Source organism: Elusimicrobiaceae bacterium (assembly GCA_028700325.1).
GTDB lineage: Bacteria > Elusimicrobiota > Elusimicrobia > Elusimicrobiales > Elusimicrobiaceae > JAQVSV01.
In genome coordinates, this window is sequence record JAQVSV010000036.1 from 1 (window position 1) to 19,873 (window position 19,873).

At 58.6% G+C, this 19,873-nt stretch carries 16 protein-coding genes and 2 tRNA genes; 14 read left to right on the plus strand and 4 right to left on the minus strand.

Annotated elements, in window-relative coordinates; all coding sequences use genetic code 11:
* Positions 1-178 precede the first annotated feature (178 nt).
* Entirely contained in the window at positions 179-1,657 is a 1,479-nt protein-coding gene (locus PHW69_05930) for an alpha-amylase family glycosyl hydrolase (GenBank protein ID MDD4004728.1), read from the plus strand.
* Between the two features lie 185 nt (positions 1,658-1,842).
* Here the strand turns inward: PHW69_05930 and PHW69_05935 are convergent.
* Positions 1,843-1,916 (minus strand) — tRNA-Gly (locus tag PHW69_05935).
* Positions 1,917-2,145: 229 nt separating this feature from the next.
* On the minus strand, positions 2,146-3,753 hold the full coding sequence (locus PHW69_05940; GenBank protein ID MDD4004729.1) for a sulfatase-like hydrolase/transferase: 1,608 nt from the start codon (positions 3,751-3,753) through the stop codon (positions 2,146-2,148).
* Between the two features lie 250 nt (positions 3,754-4,003).
* On the opposite strand from PHW69_05940, the gene PHW69_05945 reads away from it, so the two are divergent.
* Both PHW69_05945 and PHW69_05950 read left to right on the plus strand, forming a co-directional pair.
* Positions 4,004-4,078: transfer RNA gene (locus tag PHW69_05945), tRNA-Val, on the plus strand.
* 192 nt (positions 4,079-4,270) lie between these two features.
* Positions 4,271-5,431: an iron-containing alcohol dehydrogenase gene (locus PHW69_05950; protein MDD4004730.1), complete on the plus strand. Its 1,161-nt coding sequence runs from the start codon at positions 4,271-4,273 to the stop codon at positions 5,429-5,431.
* An 82-nt stretch (positions 5,432-5,513) separates the two neighbouring features.
* On the opposite strand, the gene PHW69_05955 is transcribed toward PHW69_05950, so the two are convergent.
* Positions 5,514-6,818, minus strand: a complete 1,305-nt coding sequence (locus PHW69_05955; protein ID MDD4004731.1) for a PhoH family protein — start codon at positions 6,816-6,818, stop codon at positions 5,514-5,516.
* A gap of 236 nt (positions 6,819-7,054) precedes the next feature.
* Between PHW69_05955 and PHW69_05960 the strand changes: the two genes are divergently transcribed.
* The 10 genes from PHW69_05960 (at position 7,055) to PHW69_06005 (ending at position 17,321) form a co-directional block, all read left to right on the plus strand.
* A complete protein-coding gene (locus PHW69_05960) occupies positions 7,055-8,311 on the plus strand; it encodes a TolC family protein (GenBank protein MDD4004732.1) in 1,257 nt (418 codons plus the stop codon).
* Between the two features lie 12 nt (positions 8,312-8,323).
* Positions 8,324-9,352, plus strand: coding sequence for an efflux RND transporter periplasmic adaptor subunit (locus PHW69_05965; protein MDD4004733.1), 1,029 nt, complete (start codon positions 8,324-8,326; stop codon positions 9,350-9,352).
* A 21-nt stretch (positions 9,353-9,373) separates the two neighbouring features.
* Positions 9,374-11,347, plus strand: a complete 1,974-nt coding sequence (locus tag PHW69_05970) for an ABC transporter permease (GenBank protein ID MDD4004734.1) — start codon at positions 9,374-9,376, stop codon at positions 11,345-11,347.
* A 98-nt stretch (positions 11,348-11,445) separates the two neighbouring features.
* Positions 11,446-11,655 (plus strand): DUF6485 family protein, encoded by a 210-nt coding sequence (locus PHW69_05975; protein MDD4004735.1) that lies wholly within the window; start codon positions 11,446-11,448, stop codon positions 11,653-11,655.
* A gap of 4 nt (positions 11,656-11,659) precedes the next feature.
* The gene (locus PHW69_05980; GenBank protein MDD4004736.1) at positions 11,660-12,040 is read left to right on the plus strand and encodes a Rid family detoxifying hydrolase; all 381 of its coding nucleotides are present in this window, start codon (positions 11,660-11,662) and stop codon (positions 12,038-12,040) included.
* Between the two features lie 19 nt (positions 12,041-12,059).
* Entirely contained in the window at positions 12,060-13,655 is a 1,596-nt protein-coding gene (locus tag PHW69_05985) for a 4-alpha-glucanotransferase (GenBank protein MDD4004737.1), read from the plus strand.
* Positions 13,645-14,484 (plus strand): TRAP transporter TatT component family protein, encoded by an 840-nt coding sequence (locus tag PHW69_05990; protein MDD4004738.1) that lies wholly within the window; start codon positions 13,645-13,647, stop codon positions 14,482-14,484. Before PHW69_05985 ends, PHW69_05990 begins: the two co-directional genes overlap by 11 nt.
* Positions 14,471-15,559 carry a TRAP transporter substrate-binding protein DctP gene (dctP, locus tag PHW69_05995; protein ID MDD4004739.1) on the plus strand — a complete coding sequence of 363 codons (1,089 nt, stop codon included), beginning with the start codon at positions 14,471-14,473 and terminating at the stop codon, positions 15,557-15,559. The genes PHW69_05990 and dctP overlap by 14 nt, the downstream gene beginning before the upstream one ends.
* Positions 15,556-16,065, plus strand: coding sequence for a TRAP transporter small permease (locus PHW69_06000; protein MDD4004740.1), 510 nt, complete (start codon positions 15,556-15,558; stop codon positions 16,063-16,065). The genes dctP and PHW69_06000 overlap by 4 nt, the downstream gene beginning before the upstream one ends.
* Positions 16,062-17,321, plus strand: a complete 1,260-nt coding sequence (locus PHW69_06005) for a TRAP transporter large permease subunit (GenBank protein ID MDD4004741.1) — start codon at positions 16,062-16,064, stop codon at positions 17,319-17,321. The genes PHW69_06000 and PHW69_06005 overlap by 4 nt, the downstream gene beginning before the upstream one ends.
* 67 nt (positions 17,322-17,388) lie before the next feature.
* Here the strand turns inward: PHW69_06005 and PHW69_06010 are convergent, their stop codons facing one another.
* Positions 17,389-18,399 carry a sugar phosphate nucleotidyltransferase gene (locus PHW69_06010; protein MDD4004742.1) on the minus strand — a complete coding sequence of 337 codons (1,011 nt, stop codon included), beginning with the start codon at positions 18,397-18,399 and terminating at the stop codon, positions 17,389-17,391.
* A gap of 151 nt (positions 18,400-18,550) precedes the next feature.
* On the opposite strand from PHW69_06010, the gene PHW69_06015 reads away from it, so the two are divergent.
* On the plus strand, positions 18,551-19,873 hold a 1,323-nt coding region (locus PHW69_06015; protein MDD4004743.1), incomplete at its 3' end, for an aminotransferase class I/II-fold pyridoxal phosphate-dependent enzyme.

Genomic DNA, 19,873 nt, shown 5'->3' on the forward strand with positions numbered 1-19,873 from the left:
TTTAACAACTGGTTTAAGATTGTGGTAGAATAAGCCAAGGGAATCCTCCGTCGGTAAAATAGTTAACTAACAAAACAATTCTACCAAACGAAGGGTTCCCCCCTAAATTTTTACCGGACAGGTGTGGTATAATATATAAACGTGTGCGTGCGAAGAACGCAGGAGAGGCGGTGCATTGATGAGGACGAATCCCCATATCCTAGAAATAAATATCAGAACCTGGCTGAACCATCTGCGCGGGAAATACGGAGCGGAAATTTCTCTTGTTTCGATACCTGAACATGAGTGGCTGGCTTTCAAACGGCTGGGGTTCGACGCGGTCTGGCTGATGGGTGTATGGACGCCCAGCCCCGCCGCCCGCGAGATAGCCCGCCAGCATGAGCCTATTCTCGAAAATATCCGGAAAATCAGCCCCGATTTTAAAGTTGAAGACGTTGACGCTTCTCCTTACGCTGTTTATGACTACCGGCTCAATCCCGCGCTGGGCAAACCCGACGAGCTGAGCCTGCTGCACGGCAAGCTTAACGGCATGGGGCTGAAGCTTATTCTTGATTTCGTTTCCAACCACCTTGCGCGCGACCATGCGTTTCTGTCCGAATGCCCCGAATGCTTCATCCGGGGCACCGACGACGACGCCGCGCACAACCCCGGTTTTTTCTTCAAAGGCCCGGACGGCAAAACCTGGTTCGCGCACGGCCGCGACCCGAATTTCGCGCCGTGGACCGACACGGTGCAGCTCAATTATTTCAGCGACCGCGCTCGCGCGCACATGCTGCGGACTCTGCTGGAAGTAGCGCAGGTATGCGACGGCGTGCGCTGCGACATGGCCATGCTGACGCTCAACGACATTCACCGGGAAACCTGGGGCTGGCTGCTGAACCGGCAGGGCTTTACTGAAAAAGGCGAGTTCTGGCAGGAAGCCATCAGCCGCGTGCGCGAAGAGCATCCGCTGTTTACGTTTCTGGCGGAAGTTTACTGGGGTCTGGAATGGCATATCCAGCAGCTTGGGTTCAATTACACTTACGACAAAGTGCTTTATGACCGGCTGCGCGGCACGAACGCGCAGGATGTGAAGGGCCATCTGTACGCCGAATCGCTGTATCAGAAACGCTCGCTCCGGTTCATTGACAATCACGACGAGGAAGCCGCGCTGGTTGCGTTCGGGCGGGAAAAATCGGTTGCGGCGGCGATAGTGATGTCTACGCTGCGCGGAATGCGGCTGTTCAATCACGGGCAGATTCTCGGTTCCTCTAAACGGGCGCCGGTGCAGTATCTGCGGGGCGATTATCAGGGCGATCCGGAAATACGCCTGCGATATGAGCGGTTGCTTGACGTGGCGGACGATTCCGCGTTTCACGGCGGGGAATGGTCGCTTGTGGAGCTCGGCCCGGCCGCGAAAGACGACAGCAGTTTCCGCGAAATACTTTCCTGGAGCTGGACCCAGATGCGCACGATCAAGTATGTGCTGGTTAACTATTCCGGCGGATATGCGCGTGCAAGGCTGCCAGTCAAACCCGGTCCGCGCGGCGCGGAATATACTTTTTACGACGAAATAAGCGACCGGTTTTTCACCCGGCCGGTTGACGAGGTGCGCAACCAGGGCCTGTATATAGAGCTGCCGCCCTACGGCGCGCATCTGCTGGATCTGGAGTTCTGACAGCCATACGCGATTAAAAACCGGGCCGGCAGACGCCGGCCCGGTTTTTTTACGGCGCGCCGGCAGTGAAACGGGCCGGGAAGCCGGGCCCGCGCGGACAGCAGCGATAATGGCCGGCCCGGCCTTGCAAAACAAAAACGACAACCTTTTTGGAGGTTGTCGTCAGTGGTTTGCTGCCGTTTATCTGGAGCGGGCGAAGGGAATCGAACCCTCGTCTCAACCTTGGCAAGGTCGCGTTCTACCATTGAACCACGCCCGCAAATCTGTATTTATTATAACACAAAAATTTTCCGGCTGACAAGCGGTTTTCTCCGCGCAGGGCGGTGTCCGGTTCCATGAAATTCAGGAGACGGAGACAGTGCGGCGTTTGCATCAAGCGGAAAGCATTGGCGTCGGTCGGCCACAGGCCAATTAGCGGGAACTGGCGGGCACCCGTGTCGCGCCGGCCCTGCCCGTTTATTGATTAAGACTGGAACACCGCACTATGGTTACAGTGCCTGCGCCATAAGATGCATATATTGCGCCTTCAGTTCCCGCGGGTCCGGGGGCTGGCCAAGGTGTCCGCACCGGTAGCGTTTGCAGTAGGCGCCGTCCGTAACATAATCAAGCACGATGCCGGGAATGTCATAATGATGGATTAACGGATAAACCACGGGTTTGCCGTCCCGCATGATGAATATCCGGGTAATCCGGGTTGCGTTTGCCTGCCCGGGCAGATAGCCCAGCTTTTCATATTTTTCCCTGCTTGACAGTACCCAGTTTTTCAGGGTTTTGGCCCTGAGGTCGAATCGTTTTGCGCTGGCGTCAAGCAGAACGGGCAGATGGTCGCCGACCATGATGATCAGGGAATGCGGTTCCCGCGCGTTAACGCGCGTCACGAAATCAGCCATGGCGCGGGTCCGGTAAAAAAACTGGCTTGCCACCACATTCACCACCGGATCGGATGGCCGGGCCGTGATAATGCCGGGCCGCTTGGTTTCGTCAAGGTAATACGGGAAATGCCCGTACATGGTGACAAGACAGTTAAACACCGGTTTCCCGGTATTTCCCAGAAAATCCAGGTTTTGGCTGAAGAAATCCCCGTCGAACAGAGTCAGTTCCGTTTTAGACGCTTTGTTTAAAGAGCAGTATGTTTTTTCCGTTGAATACTGATCCGGGAAATACCGTTCTCGAAACCCCATGGCTTTATAAGCCCGCCCCACATTGAGCAGTGCGGGATGAACCAGCTGGGAAGAAATGGTCCGGTAGCCCGACTGGTTGAGTATGTTCGGCAGGCAGGGCGTTTGCGGGCCGGTGAAACTGTTAAACTCGATATGGCCGAGCCGCCTGAGCGCCGGGCTGCCGCATAAAACCTCGAATTCCGCCTGCGCGGTGCCGCCGCCGAAAATCGGCGACTCCGACAGGCCGGCCCGGCCCCCGAACAGTTCTCGAAACTGCGGGCTGTAAGGATCCCGCGAAAGTTTCAGGTTTTCAAACAGGGTCGGATCGAGCAGGCTCTCCATGATTATTAAATGCACGTTGTGCCCGTTGCTGTGGGCCGCGACGAAAGCGGCCCGTTCCCGTTCCCGGGCCAGAAATGCCCGGTCATTGCGGAACCCGTCGAACTGTTTTACCGCCAGCCGGCGCTGCGACTCGGCGGCAAGGGCGGTTATAATCCGGCCGCTCTGGTGATCGCCGAGCGCGTCCGCCGAGATGGACAGGCCGGTAACAGCTCCGGCAAAAATCCCGGGGAACAGGCGGAGAATTCCGCAAAACAAACCCAGTCCCAGTATGCCCGCCGCAAGGCTGGCGCGGCGGGCGCGCCAGTCTGTCCGGCTGAGGAAAAACAGGGGAGGGATGACTGCGGCCGCGCCCAGCGCCGCGGAAGCCGTCGGCGACAGGAACTGCACAAGCGCAGGCAGTTCGTGCAGGGCCGTCAGGCGAAACGGCTGGTCAAACGCGAAATAATATGCGTCGTACCAGATATACGCATAAAACACGGGCAGCGCGGCGAGATAAGGCTGCAGGCGGCCGGGCCGCAGAATATGATTGAAATACCAGTATGCGCCCAGCGCGGCCGGAATTTCCAGATTGAGCAGCCAGACAGAGAAACACAAGCCGCCCTTCTCCCATATAATAAGGAAGTACAGGGTTAGCCAGACAAGAAAAGAGGTATACCGGTTAAATATATATTTCCCGAACAGCTTTACGCGGCTGCGGGCGGTAAAAGCGCGGACGGCGGGTTCCGCCTGCCGGATCTGTTGCCAAATGCCCATGCCAAATGATAACAAATTCTCCGGAGCCGGGTTTTATGCGGCATGAAGTTAGCAACAACCGGCGGAATGTGATATAATTATCTATAGAATCGGGCAGTTAGCTCAGCGGTAGAGCGTTCGCTTCACACGCGAAAGGTCATAGGTTCGATCCCTATACTGCCCACCATGAATTTAAAAACTCCGTCCGGCATTGCGGGCGGAGTTTTTATTTGGTGATGTTTTTCGCCGCGGCGCGGACCGGGCGGTTTGTATTGTTTCGCGCGCGCGAAGTTTAGGTATAATGAATCTGTCCGGGCGGACAGGGCCGCCGCGCGAGTGCGCGCGGTTCCCTGGAGGTTCGTTCCGGCGGGGAGGCGGCATGATCAATTTCACTTATCATAACCCTACGAAAATAATATTCGGCAAGGGCGTTCTGGCCGGGCTCGGAGCGGAATGCGCCGGGCTGGGAAAAAAGGCGCTGCTTGTGTACGGCAGGAACTCGCTTAAAGCAAACGGCGTGTTCGACACCATTACGGCTCAGTTATCCTCCGCCGGAATTGACGTGGTGGAATTCGGGGGCGCGCAGCCGAACCCGCTGCTTTCACATGCCGAGGCCGGGGTGCGGCTCGCCAGGGAAAAAAAAGCGGACTTCGTGCTCGCCGCGGGCGGCGGCAGCGTGATGGACACCGCAAAAGCGATCGCCGCGGGCGCGAAAACGGACACGCCGCTCTGGGATTTCATTCTCGGCAAAAGCAGAATCGCCGGCGCGCTGCCGCTTGTGACCATAGTCACAATGCCCGCCACCGCTTCCGAGATGAACGGGATTTTCGTGCTGACCAATGACAGCGACGGCAATATAAAAAACGGCGGCGGGTCGGCGTTCACCTGTCCGCGCGTGTCGTTTCTTGACCCCTCGCTTACGTTTGGCGTGTCGGTGAAAGCCGCGGCGTTCGCCTGTTCCGACATAATGTCGCATCTGCTGGAAGGCTATCTTACCACTACGGAGGATTTCTGCCCGGTGCAGGACGGATACGCCGAAGGCGTTATCAAGGCCGTTATGGAGGCGATGGGCCGGATTATGGCAAATCCCTACGACTATGACGCGCGCGCTTCCTTTATGTGGGCCGCCACGCTGGCGTGGAACGGATGCGGACAGGCCGGGCTGGGCGGAGCGGTCTGGCCCTGCCACATGCTTGAATACCCGCTCAGCGGGCTTTACGGGCTGGCGCACGGGGCGGGTCTGTCGGTTATCCTGCCGGGTTTTTTGCGGTTTTCCACTCACACGCGCCACGCGCGGATTCTGAAATTCGGGGTCAATATCCTGGGGCTTGAGCCGGAGGAACTGACGGTTGAACATGTTTCGGAAGCGCTGGTCGCTTTCTATCGCCGGATCGGGTCGCCTTCCAATTTCCGTGAAGCCGGAATACGGGACCCGCAGCCCGAGCTGATGGCTGATCAGGTGGTACGGATCATGGACATGCGCGGCGTGAAGGGCTATTCGCGCGAGGATATCCTGCGGATTTACGGGTTCTGCGCGTAAATCCGCGCACGCCGGGCGCAACATTTTCCGCTGACAAAAAAGGCCCGCTTGCGCGGGCCTTTTTCCGGAACGGGATCAGAGTCTACAGCAGCTCTGAAACCAGCGCGGCCAGCCGGCTGCGTTCGGTTTTAGAGAACGTGATGTGGCCGTAAATGTTTTGGCCTTTGAACCGGTCAACCAGATAGGTCAGTCCGTTCGATTCCTGATCGAGGTACGGAGTGTCAATCTGGCCGGGATCGCCGGTAACGACCACCTTGGTGCCTTCGCCCGCGCGGCTGAGAATGGTTTTGATTTCGTGCGGAGTGAGGTTTTGCGCGTCGTCCACAATCATATACTGCTTGGGCAGCGAGCGGCCCCGGATGTGGGTGACGGAGGCGATTTCCACGCGCCCGCTTTCCACCAGATAATCCGACTGCCGGGATCCTTCATCGGGACTCTTGCGGTCGGCGAGGTATTCGAGATTGTCAAATATCGCGCCCATCCAGATATTGAGTTTTTCATCTTTCGTGCCCGGCAGAAACCCGATGTCGCGGCCCACCGGCACTATCGAACGGCAGACAACAAGCCGGCGGTACACATCGTCGTCAATGGCTTTTTGCAGGCCGGCCGCCAGCGAGATAAGGGTTTTGCCGGTGCCCGCCTGCCCGACCATGGTCACGATATCAACCGACTCGTCCAGCAGCAGCTCCATCGCAAACCGCTGCTCTTTATTCAGCGGCTTGATGCCCCAGCAGACCGGATCGTTCTGGGCCAGCGGCCGCAGAAACCCGTCTTTCGCGCTGATGCGCCCGATCGCGGAATGTTTGGGATTGGCGTTGTCTTTCAGTATCAGAAACTGGTTGGGGAAATAGGTGCCTTCCTCCAGCTTGATTTCGCGGTTTTTATAAAACATGTCTATCACCGGCGAATTCACTTCCGCTTCGGTGATGCCGGTGTAGAGCGTGTCGAGTTTGACTTTGCCGGCTTCATAATCCTGCGCTTCAATGCCGAGCGCTTCGGCCTTGATGCGGAGATTCGTGTCTTTGGAAACGACTATCACATCCGTGTCTTTCTGGCTTTTGAAATTTACGGCGGTGTTTAAAATCCGGTTGTCCGGCACGCTGAGTTTGAAATATTCGGGCAGCACGGGCTTCATGTCCAGCGTAACGCGGATAATGCCGCCGTCCTTGGTGGGCACGCCCTCGCTCAGTTTGCCCGTGGTGCGGCAGGCGTCCAGATGCCGGGAGATCATGCGGGCGTGTTTGCTCAGTTCATCGTCCCCTTTTTTAAAGGTATCAAGCTCTTCAATAACGGCTATGGGGATTACAACGGTGTTATCCTGAAATTTGTTCAGGGAGTTGTAATCATGAAGCAGAACGTTGGTGTCCAGTATGAATATTTTAGGCATCGCTATTCCTTTATCTGTTTTAGTGTTGTCCGTTTCATAATTATATATACTTTTAGCACGGTGTCAAACAACATTGATTGGAAGCAGGCCGGAAGCGCGAAATGGATTATTGACATGCGGCAAGCACTCTGCTATACTTACCGGCAGGTAGGCTACCTACCGGTAGGTAAACTGGCAGCTACAATAGAAATGCAATAAAATCTGAACCCGGTCCGTTGTATAACCAAGGAACCGACATGAAAAACATAAAAATTTTAACCGCAATTCTGATTCTGCCGTGGCTGGGCGCTGCAGCCGGGGCGGAGATTGTTACCGATGCATTGACATGGACCGACTGCGTTGAGGCTGCTTTGCGAGGCAATCCGTCGCTTTATGTGTCGAAATACGGCAAGGAAGCGGATGAATACGCTTACCGGGCCGCGCTGAACGGATATCTGCCGCAGTTGAGCCTTGGTTATTCTGGAACCCGCTCCGGCGAGCCGGGCAGCAGCAACTGGCGGCTGGGGCTGAGCGCTTCGGAAACACTGTTCAGCGCGCAGACCGGTTCCTCCATCAGGATAAAACGCGCTACCGTGAAAAAGGACGAAGTGGCTTTGCTGGGAGCTTCGGCTTCGGCCCGATACCAGCTGCGGGCCGCTTTTGTCAACCTTATATATGCTCAGGAAAACATTGATGTGCTGACCGGGATTCATAAACTGCGCGCCAGCAACGCCGAGATGATCCGTATGCGCTATGAAGGCGGCCGGGAAAGCAAAGGCAACATGATGCGCTCGTCCGCCCAGGCGGAAAAGAGCCGGCTGGACATAGTAAACGCCGCGCGCAATCTGGTGAGCGCGCGGCGGGAACTTATGTCGGCGATGGGGATGGACGAGTACCGCGAGTTCACCGCATCGGGTGCGCTTGCCGACCTGCCCGCGGAAACGGGCATTGACGTGAACGCGGCGGCGCTGGCTAACCCGGATGTGAAAGTAAACGCGCTTGCCCTTGAAATCGCGAAAGAACAGGTCACCAGCGCGGCTTCGGCGCTGTTTCCCACCCTGTCGGCTTCCCAGAGCGTTAACTGGTCGGGCGACAGCATGGAGCCGAAAGACCGGAGCTGGAGCGCCGGCGTGGCTTTGAACCTGCCGATTTTTTCAAACGGCATCACCTATGTATATAACAATGTGAAAAGCGCGCGCAGCCAAGTGAAGCAGAGCGAGGAAACCTACCGCAAAACGCTTTTGAGCGTGCGGACCGACCTGCAGCTGGCTCAGGCGACGCTTGAGCAGGCGCACGATAACATGACCAGCTCGAAACTGTTTCTTGCCGCCGCCGAACAGCGGCATAAGGAAGCGACGGTGCAGTACTTGAACGGCGCGCTGTCTTTTGATATCTGGGAAGGCGTGGAGCAGGAGCTGGTTTCCGCGCAGCAGGATTACCTGTCCGCGCTCAAATCAGTCAATATTGCAAAAGCCGCGCTTGAGAAACTGCTGGGCGCGCCGCTTTCCGATTAACCGGAGAAGAAAATGAAAAAACTTTCAGTGCTGATCATTATTTTTGCCGTAGCGGGCGCGGGGTTCTATTTTTATAAAACCAAAACCGCCAGGAAAAACGGGGTGGTGCATTATGCGGCGGTGACCGCGGCTCGCGATATAATACGCGACACGGTGGAAACCACCGGCGAAGTCGCGCCGCTTAACAGGGTGGAGGTCAAACCCTCGGTCGCCGGCCGGGTTGACAGGCTGCTGGTGGACGAGGGCGCGTTCGTGAAAAAAGGCCAGATACTGGCTTATATGAGCTCGACCGATCGCGTCGCGATTCTTGACGCGGCACGCGCTTCCGGCGAGGATGTGGCGAAATGGGAAGACACCTATAAACCGACCCCGATAATTTCGCCGCTGAGCGGCACGATAATTCTGCGCAACGTGGTGCCCGGCGAAACGGTAACGGCGACAACCGTGCTGTATGCCATAGCGGACGATCTGATCGTGGTCGCCAGCGTGGACGAGACCGATGTGGGCCGTGTGAAAGTCGGCCAGAAAACGGAAATTTCGCTGGACGCTTACTCCGACAAAAAAGTGCGCGGCTCGGTTTTCCAGATTCTGTACGAGGGCACCAATTCCAGCAATGTCATCACCTATAAGACAAAGGTCCGGCCGGTTAACACCCCGTCCTATTTCAAATCGCAGATGACGGCCAATATCAGCATCATTACGGACCAGAAAAGCAGTCTGGTCCTGCCGTGGGACGCCGTGCAGGAGAATGCGGATGGCAGCAAATATGTCATTACGCGCACAGTTCCCGACTTGCAGAAAACTCCGGTTACCACCGGCATCCAGTCGGGCAATAACGTGGAAATCCTGTCCGGGCTCAAAGACGGCGATACCGTGTATATGAAGCAGGCGGATTACGCGCCGCAGGTGGCTGACACCAAAGGCGGGCTGATGTCGTTTCCCAAGCGCAGCGAGCGCAAAACCGCCGTCACGCTCAGCAACGGCAAGAACAAAGGCAAAAAAGTGAACGCAAGCAAAAATGACGGGCCGCCGCCCATGTAGGCCGCCGGCGCCAGGGCGAATATGAAAACGATTCCGCTGATAGAGATAAAAGGAATAAAGAAAATCTACGAGCTGGGCGATTCCGAGCTCGAGATTCTCAAAGGCATAGACCTGACCGTAGAGGAAGGCGAATTCATCGCCATCATGGGGCCGTCGGGTTCGGGCAAGTCCACGCTGATGCATATTCTCGGCCTGCTGGACCGGCCGAGCGCGGGCGAGTACCGGATCGGCGGGCAGGACGTGCTGTGTCTGGGCGATTACCAGACCGCGCAGCTGCGCTCCAAACTGCTGGGTTTCGTGTTTCAGCAGTTTAACCTGCTGGCGCGCCTCAGCGCGACGGACAACGTGGCTTTGCCGCTCATTTATTCGCGCGGCAGGAACCGGCGCGAGCGGGGCGAGCAGCTGCTTGGCGAAGTGGGTCTGTCAGACAGAACCGAACACCGTCCCACCCAGCTGTCCGGCGGGCAGCAGCAGCGCGTGGCGATCGCCCGCGCGCTGGTGAACAATCCGAAAATCATTTTCGCGGACGAGCCGACCGGAAATCTGGCTTCCGTCCAGGCCGACGAAATCATGCGCATGCTGCGCGAGCTGAACGACAAGGGCATTACCGTCATTCTGGTCACACACGAACCCGATATCGCCCACTGCGCCGACCGGATCATCCATATAAAAGACGGGCAGCTTTTTTCCGATGAAGTGCTTCGCCCGCACGCGCCCAAAGAGGCGCCCGTGCCGCTGCGGAAACTCAACACGGCGAAACCGCTTGTCCTGCCGCCGGCGGAACTGGCGGAGCATTTCGGTTCGGCGATCCGGTCCGTTCTGTCGAACAAGATGCGCTCCGCGCTGACTATGCTGGGCGTGATTATCGGCGTGGCCGCTATTATCGCAATGGTGGCGGTGGGCACCGGGGCGCAGAAATCAATCGAGAAAAACCTTGCCTCGCTCGGCTCGAACCAGCTGATGCTGAGGTCTGCCGGCCGCGGGTTCCGGGGCGTATCCGGCAGCGCGGGCAGCATCAGCCGCATTACGCTTGACGACATCAAGGCCATTGCCGAAAACAAGGCGCTGGTGAAATACGTTGATCCGCAGGTAAGCGGCTCAGCCCAGGCGGTTTACGGCAACAAAAACGTGAATACCACGGTAACGGGCACAAGCGTTAACTACGCGCCCATGAAGAACGCCGTTCCGGTTTACGGACGGTTCTTCACGGAAACCGAAAACCGCAAGCTGGAGAAAGTGGCGGTTATCGGGCAGACCGTGGCGACCAATCTGTTCGGAACCGAAAACCCTGTCGGAAAACTTATCAAGATCAACCGCAAGAATTTCCGCGTGGTGGGAGTGCTGCCGCTTAAGGGCTCCGGCGGCGGGCATGACAACGACGACGTGATCGTCATTCCCATCAACACGGCCATGCGCCGGCTGCTCGGCAACAAATACGTTTCGATGGCCTGGATCGAGGGCACCTCGCTGGAAGCGCTCGGCGACGCGCAGGATTATGTGCTGCAGCTCATGATCACGCGCCACCGCGTGCCGGAAAGCCAGCTCGACACTTCCTACAGCGTGACCAACATGGCGGAAATGGTTTCCGCGCTTACTTCCACCACCAAGACCTTCGGCCTGCTGCTGGGCATTATAGCGGGCATTTCGCTGCTGGTGGGCGGAATAGGGATCATGAACATAATGCTTGTCAGCGTGAGCGAACGCACCCGCGAGATCGGTTTGAGAAAGGCGATCGGGGCGGATTCCTCCGCCATTCTGACCCAGTTTCTGATAGAAGCGTCGGTGCTGTCGCTGGGCGGCGGGCTGATAGGAATACTGCTGGGCTCAAGTTCGGCGATCATTATTTCCAAAGTCGCCAACTGGCTGGTGCTAGTTTCGCCCATGTCGGTTGTGATGGCCGCCGGTTTTTCGGCGGGAGTCGGCATTGTTTTCGGGTTCTGGCCGGCGAAAAAAGCGTCAGATCTGTCGCCTATCGAAGCGCTGCGCTATGAATAAATGAAAGGGATTCCCTCCCCCTTTCGTCCGCCGCCGGCAATTGCCGGCGGCGGTTTTTTTCAGTTGACCGTACCTCTATGTAATTATAATATGTAATCATGGACTGCAAACAGAATTCCAACCGCGCACATTGCCCCTGCCCCTATACGCCTTGTCCGCGCAAAGGGCTGTGCTGTGAATGCATCGCCTATCACCGTTCGTGCGGCGAACTGCCCGCCTGCTGCTTTAGCAGGGAGGCGGAGCGCAGTTATGACCGGTCGGCTGAAAATTTCATTCGTGACACCAAACATAAACAAAAGGAGTTTTGACAATATGCAAAAGAAACTGATCGGGGTGGACGCTTCCGCGAAAAACACTTTGCCGTATTCGCCGGGCGTTGAAGTGGACGGCGTGCTATATACTTCCGGCATGCTGCCGATAGATTCGGTGACCGGCGAGATCGTGGGCGGCGACGTGAAGGCTCAAACCCGGCAGGTGCTGGAAAATCTCGACAATCTGCTTAAATCCGCCGGCTATACCCGCTCCGATGTGGTGAAAACCGCGGTTTTCATGACCGATCTGAGCCATTTCGCGGCGATGAACGAGCTGTACGCGGAATTTTTCTCAAAAAACTTTCCCGCCCGGACCACCGTGCAGGTCGGCGCGCTGCCGCGCGGCGCGATGGTGGAGATCGAGCTGATCGCCCGGAAATAGCGGGGAGGAGCCGGAACCTATGCCGCACCGCCTGGAAAATCATCCCGCCCTGAGGGGCCGGCACGCCGGGCTGCTGATCCCGCTGTTTTCGATGCGCTCCGGGTCCGACTGGGGGATAGGCGATTACGACGCGCTGGCCGGCTGGATCGGGTGGCTTGCTTCCACGGGCACCAAAATACTCCAGATGCTGCCTATTCACGAAACCGGGCCCGGCGAGGACTGCCCCTATGCGGCCATAACCGCATTCGCGCTTGATCCGGTTTACATAGCGGTGGATTCGGTGCCGGAAGTCCGGGCCAGCCGCAAGGCCCGGGCCATTATCAGAAAAGAGCGGCCGCTGATTGAAAAACTGCGCGCGGGCGAGAGAGTCGTTTATGCGCCGGTCCGGGAACTGAAAAATTCGGTCCTGCGCGCGGGGTTTGAATATTTTTACGAACGGGAATATAAACCCGGCGGCGCGCGCGCGGCCGGATTTGCGGAATTTGTGAAAAACACCGGCTGGCTGTACAATTACTCGGTGTTCCGCGCGCTCAAGGACGAATACGGCTGGTCCACCTGGACCGGCTGGCCCCGCGACCTGCGCGACTGCCGGGCTGACGCAGTCGCGCGGTTCCGCCGGCGCCACGAAAAAGAGGTGCTGTTCTACGAATATCTTCAGTGGATCGCGGCGGAACAGTGGGCGCGGGTGCGCCGGGCGGCGCAGGACGGCGGAGTCTGGCTGTTCGGCGATCTGCCGTTCATGGTCAGCCAGGAAAGCGCGGACGTGTGGGGCAACCAGCCGGTTTTCGATATCCATACCGAAGTGGGCGCGCCGCCCGACTATTTCAACCCGGAGGGCCAGCGCTGGGGCCTGCCGGCATATAACTGGCACGGGCTGGAAGCCACCCGGTTCGGGTGGTGGCGGAGCCGGGTCAGACGCGCGACTGAAATTTACGATCTGTTCCGGCTTGATCATCTGGTGGGGTTTTTCCGCACATGGGTGATCCCGTCCGACGGGTCGGGCGCGCGGTTTGACAACGACGGCGCTGAGTCGCAGCGGAAGCGCGGCGAGCGGTTCTTGAAAATGGTGATCGAGGAGGCGGGGCCGGCGCTGCCGGTGGCTGAAGATCTTGGGGTGATCCCGCCGTTTGTCTACAAGACGCTTTCCGAACTCGATATTCCGGGCTACAAGATCCTGCGCTGGGAGAAAGACGAGAAAACCCGGACTTACCGCGATCCTGAAAAATTTCCGAAGATTTCGCTTTCCGTGGCGTCAACGCACGACACGGAAACCCTGAGCGACTGGTGGGGCCGGATCAGCGCGCAGGAACGCTATCTGTTCTGGAAAATGGCGGCGCGCGGAGAAGAGGCCAGCCCGGAATATGACGACCGGGTTCACAAGGTGATTCTGGAGCGGGTGCTGGGCGCGCAGTCCTCTATCGCGCTGCTGCTGCTGCAGGATATTCTGGCGGTGAAAGACCGGATCAACACGCCCGGCACGGTGGGCGAACGGAACTGGACCTGCCGCACGCCCGGCACGCCAGATGAAACGGAGTCGGCCTATGGCGAGCTTGTTGATTTGTACCGCGAACTGGTCCGCCGGAGCGGCCGGGCGGAGCCTGAAAATGCGAAATAGCTTGGTGACGGCGCTGCTGGCGTGGGTGCTGTGTTTGTGCGGCTGCAGCCTCAACCGCGTGACGGCAAACGCGGCGGGCGGCATGATCGCGGCGGGAATGCCCGCGTTTCTGACGGATCCGGACACCGAAACGGCCCGCCAGTCGCTGCTTGGCGCGCTGAAAACGGTGGAAGCGGCGCAGCTGAGCAGTCCGCGCAATACCGGACTGCTCGACACGCTGGCTCAGGGCTACTGCGGCTACGCGTTCATGTTTCTGGAAGACGGGAACCCGGAGCGCGCCTCGGCGATGTATCTGCGCGGAGCGGAGTTTGCCCGCCAGTCGCTCCAGGTGTCGGGCGCGGCGGCGGGCGGGATAATAGAGCCGGGCAAAGCGCGCCGGGCTGAAGTACCCGCGCTGTTCTGGAACACGTTCTGCCGGGCGGGCTATTTGCAGCTCAGCCTCAGCGAGCCGGCCGCGCTCGCCGATATTTCCGATATCGAGGCCGGCGCACGGCGGGTCGCGGAGCTGGACGGCTCGTTTTATTATAACAGCGCGCACACCGTGCTGGGCGCGCTGTATGCGGCGCGGCCCGCCATGCTGGGCGGCGACCCCGCCCGCGCGAAAGCGGAATTTGCGCTTGCGCTAAAGGGCGCCGGCGCGCGCCTGCTCGCCAACCGTTATATGTACGCCAGGCTCTACGCGGTGCAGGCGCAGGACGCGGAGCTGTTTGAAACCGAATTGTCCGCCATTGTTTCCGCGCCGCCGGACCTGCCGGAGCAGGCGCTCGCCAACGAAGCCGTAAAGGCCAAAGCCAAGAGATTACTGGAGAAAAAAGATGATCTTTTTTAATATGAAAAAACTCGGCGCCTGCGTTCTGGCCGCCAGTCTGCTGGCGCCGGCGGCGTTTGCCGCAACGGTTATAAAATTCGCCTGTCTGGCCCCGCGCGGAACCGCGTGGATGAATTCGATGGAGGAGTACGCCGCCGCCGTCAAAACCGAAACCAAAGGCGAGGTGGTTTTTAAAATATACGCGGGCGGAGTGCAGGGCGACGAAAAGGACGTGATCCGCAAAATACGGCTCGGGCAGCTGCAGGCGGGCGCGTTCACGGGAGTTGGGCTGGGCGAGATCGCGCCGGCGGTGCGCGTGATGGATTCGCCGTACCTGTTCAAAAACTACGGCGAAGTGGATTTTGTGCTCAGCCGCTTTGACGACCGGTTCAGCAAGATGTTCGAGGAAAAAGGCTATATCCTGCTCGGCTGGACCGAAGTGGGGTTCGTTTATATCTACACCAACACGCCGGTGACGAAAATTTCCGATCTGGGCGCGGTCAAGATGTGGACGTGGGAAGGCGATCCCACCGCGGAGGCGGCCTTGAAGGCGCTGGGCGTGTCGCCCATTCCGCTGTCCATAACGGACGTGATGTCTTCGCTGCAGACGGGCCTGATCAACGGAGTCTACACCACTCCGCTTGCCGCGCTCGCTTTGCAATGGTTCACCAAAACGAAATACATGTTCGATTTTTCGATAGCCGATTCCAACGGCGCGGTGCTGATTTCCAAGGCGCAGTATGATAAACTCACGTCCGCCCAGCGGCAGACGCTTCTGGCGCTGGGCAAGACGTATTTCCGCAAGCTTACGGAAACCGCCCGAACCGATAACGATAAATCCATAGCCACGCTTAAAGGCAAGGGCATGAAAATAACCGCGCCCGCTTCTGCCGCCGCGCAAGCCGAGCTGGACGCGGCCGGCGAGAAGGCGCGCGCCGCGCTGGTCGGGCGGCTGTATCCCGCGCAGCTGCTTAAAGAGGTGGAGGCGGCGTTAAGCGAATACCGCGGGAATCAGGCCGCCGGATCCGGCGGCGCGAAAGGCGGCGCGCGGAAGGCGGAAAAAAGCGGAACCGGGAAGACAGAACCGAAGAAATGAAAAATTTTTTAAACCTGCTCTACAAAGCCGAAAACCGGATTGTGTCGGCTGAAAAAACCGCGCTCGCGGTTCTGCTTTGCGCGATGATAGCGGGCTCTTTCGTGCAGGTTGTTTTGCGGCTGGCGTTTTCGTCCGGAGTGTTATGGATGGATCCGCTGCTGCGCTACTTCACGCTGTGGGCCGGGTTTATCGGCGCGGCGCTGGCCGCGCATGAAAACAAGCATTTCGCGCTGGATGTTACGGCGAAACTGTTCAAAGGCGCGGCCGGCCGCGCGGTGTTTTACATAGCCAACAGCCTTACCGTGATCGTCTGCGCGGTTCTGGCGGACGCGGCGGTCAAGTTCATCAGGATGGAGGCGGAAACTGGCACCACGCTGTTTAGGATAGGCGGGTTTTCCGTGCCGGCCCAGTGGTTCGAGCTGATTCTGCCGGTCGGGTTCGGGCTGATAATCCTGCACAGCGTTTTTAACATGCTGCGTTTCCCGCGGGAAGAGGCGCGCGGATGACCATGCTGATACTGCTTGTCGCATTGGCCTGCGCCGCCACGGGAATGCCGGTTTTCGCGCTGATCGGCGCGGGCGCGCTGTACGGGTTTCACACCGCGGGGATTGACAGCGCCGCCGTCATAGTCGAGATGATGCGGCTGGCGAGCCTGCCCGCCCTTATCGCGATACCGCTATTTACCTTCGCGGGCTATGTGCTCGCCGAGGGGCGCGCGCCCGCCAGAATGCTTGATCTGGCGCGGGCCATGTTCGGGTTCCTGCCGGGCGGGCTGGCGGCGGCCGCGCTGGTTACGGCGGCTTTGTTTACGGCTTTTACGGGCGCGTCGGGCGTGACGATCATAGCGCTGGGCGGACTGTTGTACCCCATGCTCAAGGAGCAGGGCTATCCCGACAGCTTCAATCTGGGTCTGCTGACCACGACCGGCAGCCTGGGCCTGCTGTTTCCGCCGAGCCTGCCTATTATTTTATACGGGCTGGTGGCGGGCGTAAGCATTGACAAACTGTTCGCCGCAGGCGCGGTGCCGGGCGTTCTGCTCATAATCATGCTTGTCGGTTATGCGCTGTGGGTGGGCAAAAAAGCCGGGGTCAGGGGCACTCCGTTCTCGGTAGCCGCGCTTAAAACCGCCGCGCGCGCGGCTATTTGGGAGATTCCGCTTCCGTTTCTGGTGATCGGGGGGATCTACGGCGGGTTTTTCACGGCGGGAGAGGCAGCTACGGTGATGTCGGTCTACGTTATCGTGACGGAAGTGTTTATCTACCGCGAGCTTACCTTGTTCGGCGACCTGCCGCGCGTGGCGGCGCGCAGCATGGTGCTGGTAGGCGCGATTTTCGTAGTGCTTGGCGCGGCGATGGGCATTACCAATTACATGATTGACGCGGAGATCCCGTCGCGCCTGTTCGGGTGGCTCCATTCGTTTGTCGAAAGCAAGATCGTGTTCCTGATGATACTCAACGCGTTTTTGCTGGTAGTGAACATGATCGAAATTTTTTCCGCCATTATCATAGTGGTGCCGGTAATCGCGCCGGTGGCGGCGCAGTACGGGATAGATCCGGTCCATCTGGGCATAATCTTTCTGCTCAATCTTGAAATCGGCTACATGACGCCGCCGCTGGGGCTGAACCTGTTTCTGGCCAACCGGCGGTTCGGCAAGCCCATGACCGAGGTTTATTCGGCGGTTTTAAAGTTCTGGCTGATGCTGCTGGCGGCGCTCATGGCGGTCACTTATCTGCCGGGTTTGAGCCTGATTTTCGTAAAGTGAGTCCGGCCACAAACCCGCGCGCCCGCCGCGGAATCGCGGCGGGCGCGCGGGTTCGGGTTCAAGAGTGTTACTCGGCGGTTTCTCCGCCGAGAAAAATTTCCGAGTTTTCGCCTATGTTGATACGCTGGCTGCGGCTTTTGAAAACCGCGTCGGGCCCGATGAGCGAGTCCTTGATGATGACGTTTTTCAGCGCGGCGTGTTCGTTGATGATGGAATTTTCGACAATGCAGTTTTCCACCGTCACGCCGTCGCCCAGCGACACGTACGGCCCGACGATGGAATTGCGCAGGTTCGCGCCCGGCGCGATATAAACCGGCGGAATTACCATGCACCCGCCGCATACCGGCCCGTCCTGCCGGTTGTTCCTGTCAAGCAGGAACCGGTTGGTGGCGAGCAGGGTTTCGGGCTTGCCGCAGTCGTACCAGCCGTCTATCGGCACGGTGCGGAGCCGACGGCCGGAGGCGACGAGATCCATCAGCGCGTCGGTGAACTGGATTTCGCCTTTCGTGGTTTTGCCCGACGCGACCAGCCGGTTGAGGCTTGCGTACAATACCGCGCTGTCGGAGAACGAATAAGCCCCCACGATAGCCAGATTCGAGGCGGGGTGTTCCGGTTTTTCCACCAGACTGGTCACAATGCCGTCCGGCCCGGTTTCCACGACGCCGAACCGGCGGGGATCGGGCACGGATTTCACGCCGAGCCTGTCGCACGAAAAATCGGTGAACGGAGCAAGATCGGCCGAAAGAATGGTGTCGCCCAGCAAAATGAACACCGGACCGGCGACCAGTTTTTCGGTGAGCGAGATGGCGTGCCCCAGTCCGCGCGGCTCGTGCTGTTCGGCGTACCGTACATTCAGGCCGGGATATTTGGCCGCGACGTACTGGCGGATCTTGTCGCCCAGATAGCCGACCACAAGGAAGATCTCCGGCGTGCCCAGCCCGATGAGCTGGTCAAGGATATGGCCGAGGATCGGTTTGTCGCCGACCGTCAGCAGCACTTTTGGGTAGGTGTTGGTATGAGGTTTTAGCCGCGTACCGGTGCCCGCTACCGGTACCACGGCGGAAAATTTCCGCTGCATAGGCTCCGCCTTTGAAACATGGATGCGGGCCGGCCGGCGGCCCGCTTGCGCCACTAGGAGTAAAATAGCATTTTTCGAACCGGTTGTCGGCGCGGATCTGCCTGACTTGCGTTAAGTTTCATGACGCGCAGTTAGTGGTATAATGCAGGATATGATCACTCTCCAGGATATCAATCCCAGGCTTTTGAAAGCGCATTACGCCGTGCGCGGCAAGATAGTCGCCCGCGCGCACGAGCTGGAAACGCAGGGCAGAAAGGTAATTTACTGCAACATCGGAAATCCGCAGGCGCTCAGGCAGAAACCGCTTACGTTCCTGCGTCAGCTGCTGAGCCTGGTGGAATACCCGGAACTGCTCGCGCGCCCGGAAACCGCGAAATTCTTTCCGGCCGACGTGGTGCGGCGGGCGTCCTTCATTCTGGAAAAAAATCCGAGCGGAACCGGCGCGTATACCCAGAGCGCCGGGCTGCCGTTCATCCGCAAGGCCGTGGCTGATTTCATTCACCGGCGCGACGGGATCCCGGTCAATTTCAACAGGATTCTGCTGACCGACGGTGCGAGCAAAGGCGTGCAGTCGGTGTTTACGATGCTCACCAGAACCGGGAACGACGGCTATCTCATTCCCATTCCGCAGTATCCGCTGTACAGCGCCACGATCGCGCTGTACGGCGCCCGGCAGATAGATTATTTTCTGGACGAGGAAAACGGCTGGCAGCTCAACGAAAAAGAGCTCGCCAAAAGCATGGCCGGCGCCCGGGCGCGCGGGATTAATCCCGTGGCGATCGCCGTAATCAATCCGGGCAACCCGACGGGCGCGGTACTGTCGAAAGAGAACATCGAAATGATTATCCGGTTCGCCAGAAAACACCGGCTCGCGGTTTTGGCGGACGAAGTGTATCAGGAGAACGTGTATAACAGCAAACTCCGGTTCCATTCGTTTGCCAAAGTGCTGTGCCGGATGAACGAAACGGAAGTGCCGCTGTTCAGTTTTCATTCCGTGTCGAAGGGTTTTCTTGGCGAATGCGGGCACCGGGGCGGCTATCTGGAAATACGCAATATGCCGGACGACGTTTATGCGGAAATGATAAAGCTTCAGTCAATCGGGCTGTGTTCCAACGTGACCGGCCAGCTGGTCACTTACGCGATGGTCGCGCCGCCCGAGCCTGGCGAGGAAAGCCACGGGCTTTACATAAAGGAGCGCGACGCGATCCTGAGCGAGCTCAAGGAGAAAGCCGAAATTCTCGGGTCCGGCCTGAGCGCGATCGAGGGCATGGAAACCGGGGTTCCGCAGGGCGCGATGTACGCGTTTGTCAAATTCAGCCTGCCCCAGCCGCACGGATTTGACGCCTCACGCCTCACGCCCGACGAGATTCTTGCGCATGAGGCGAAGCGCGACAATGACTACTGCCTCGCCCTGCTGGAGGAAACGGGCATCTGCGTCGTGCCGGGCTCGGGTTTCGGCCAGCTGCCGGGCACG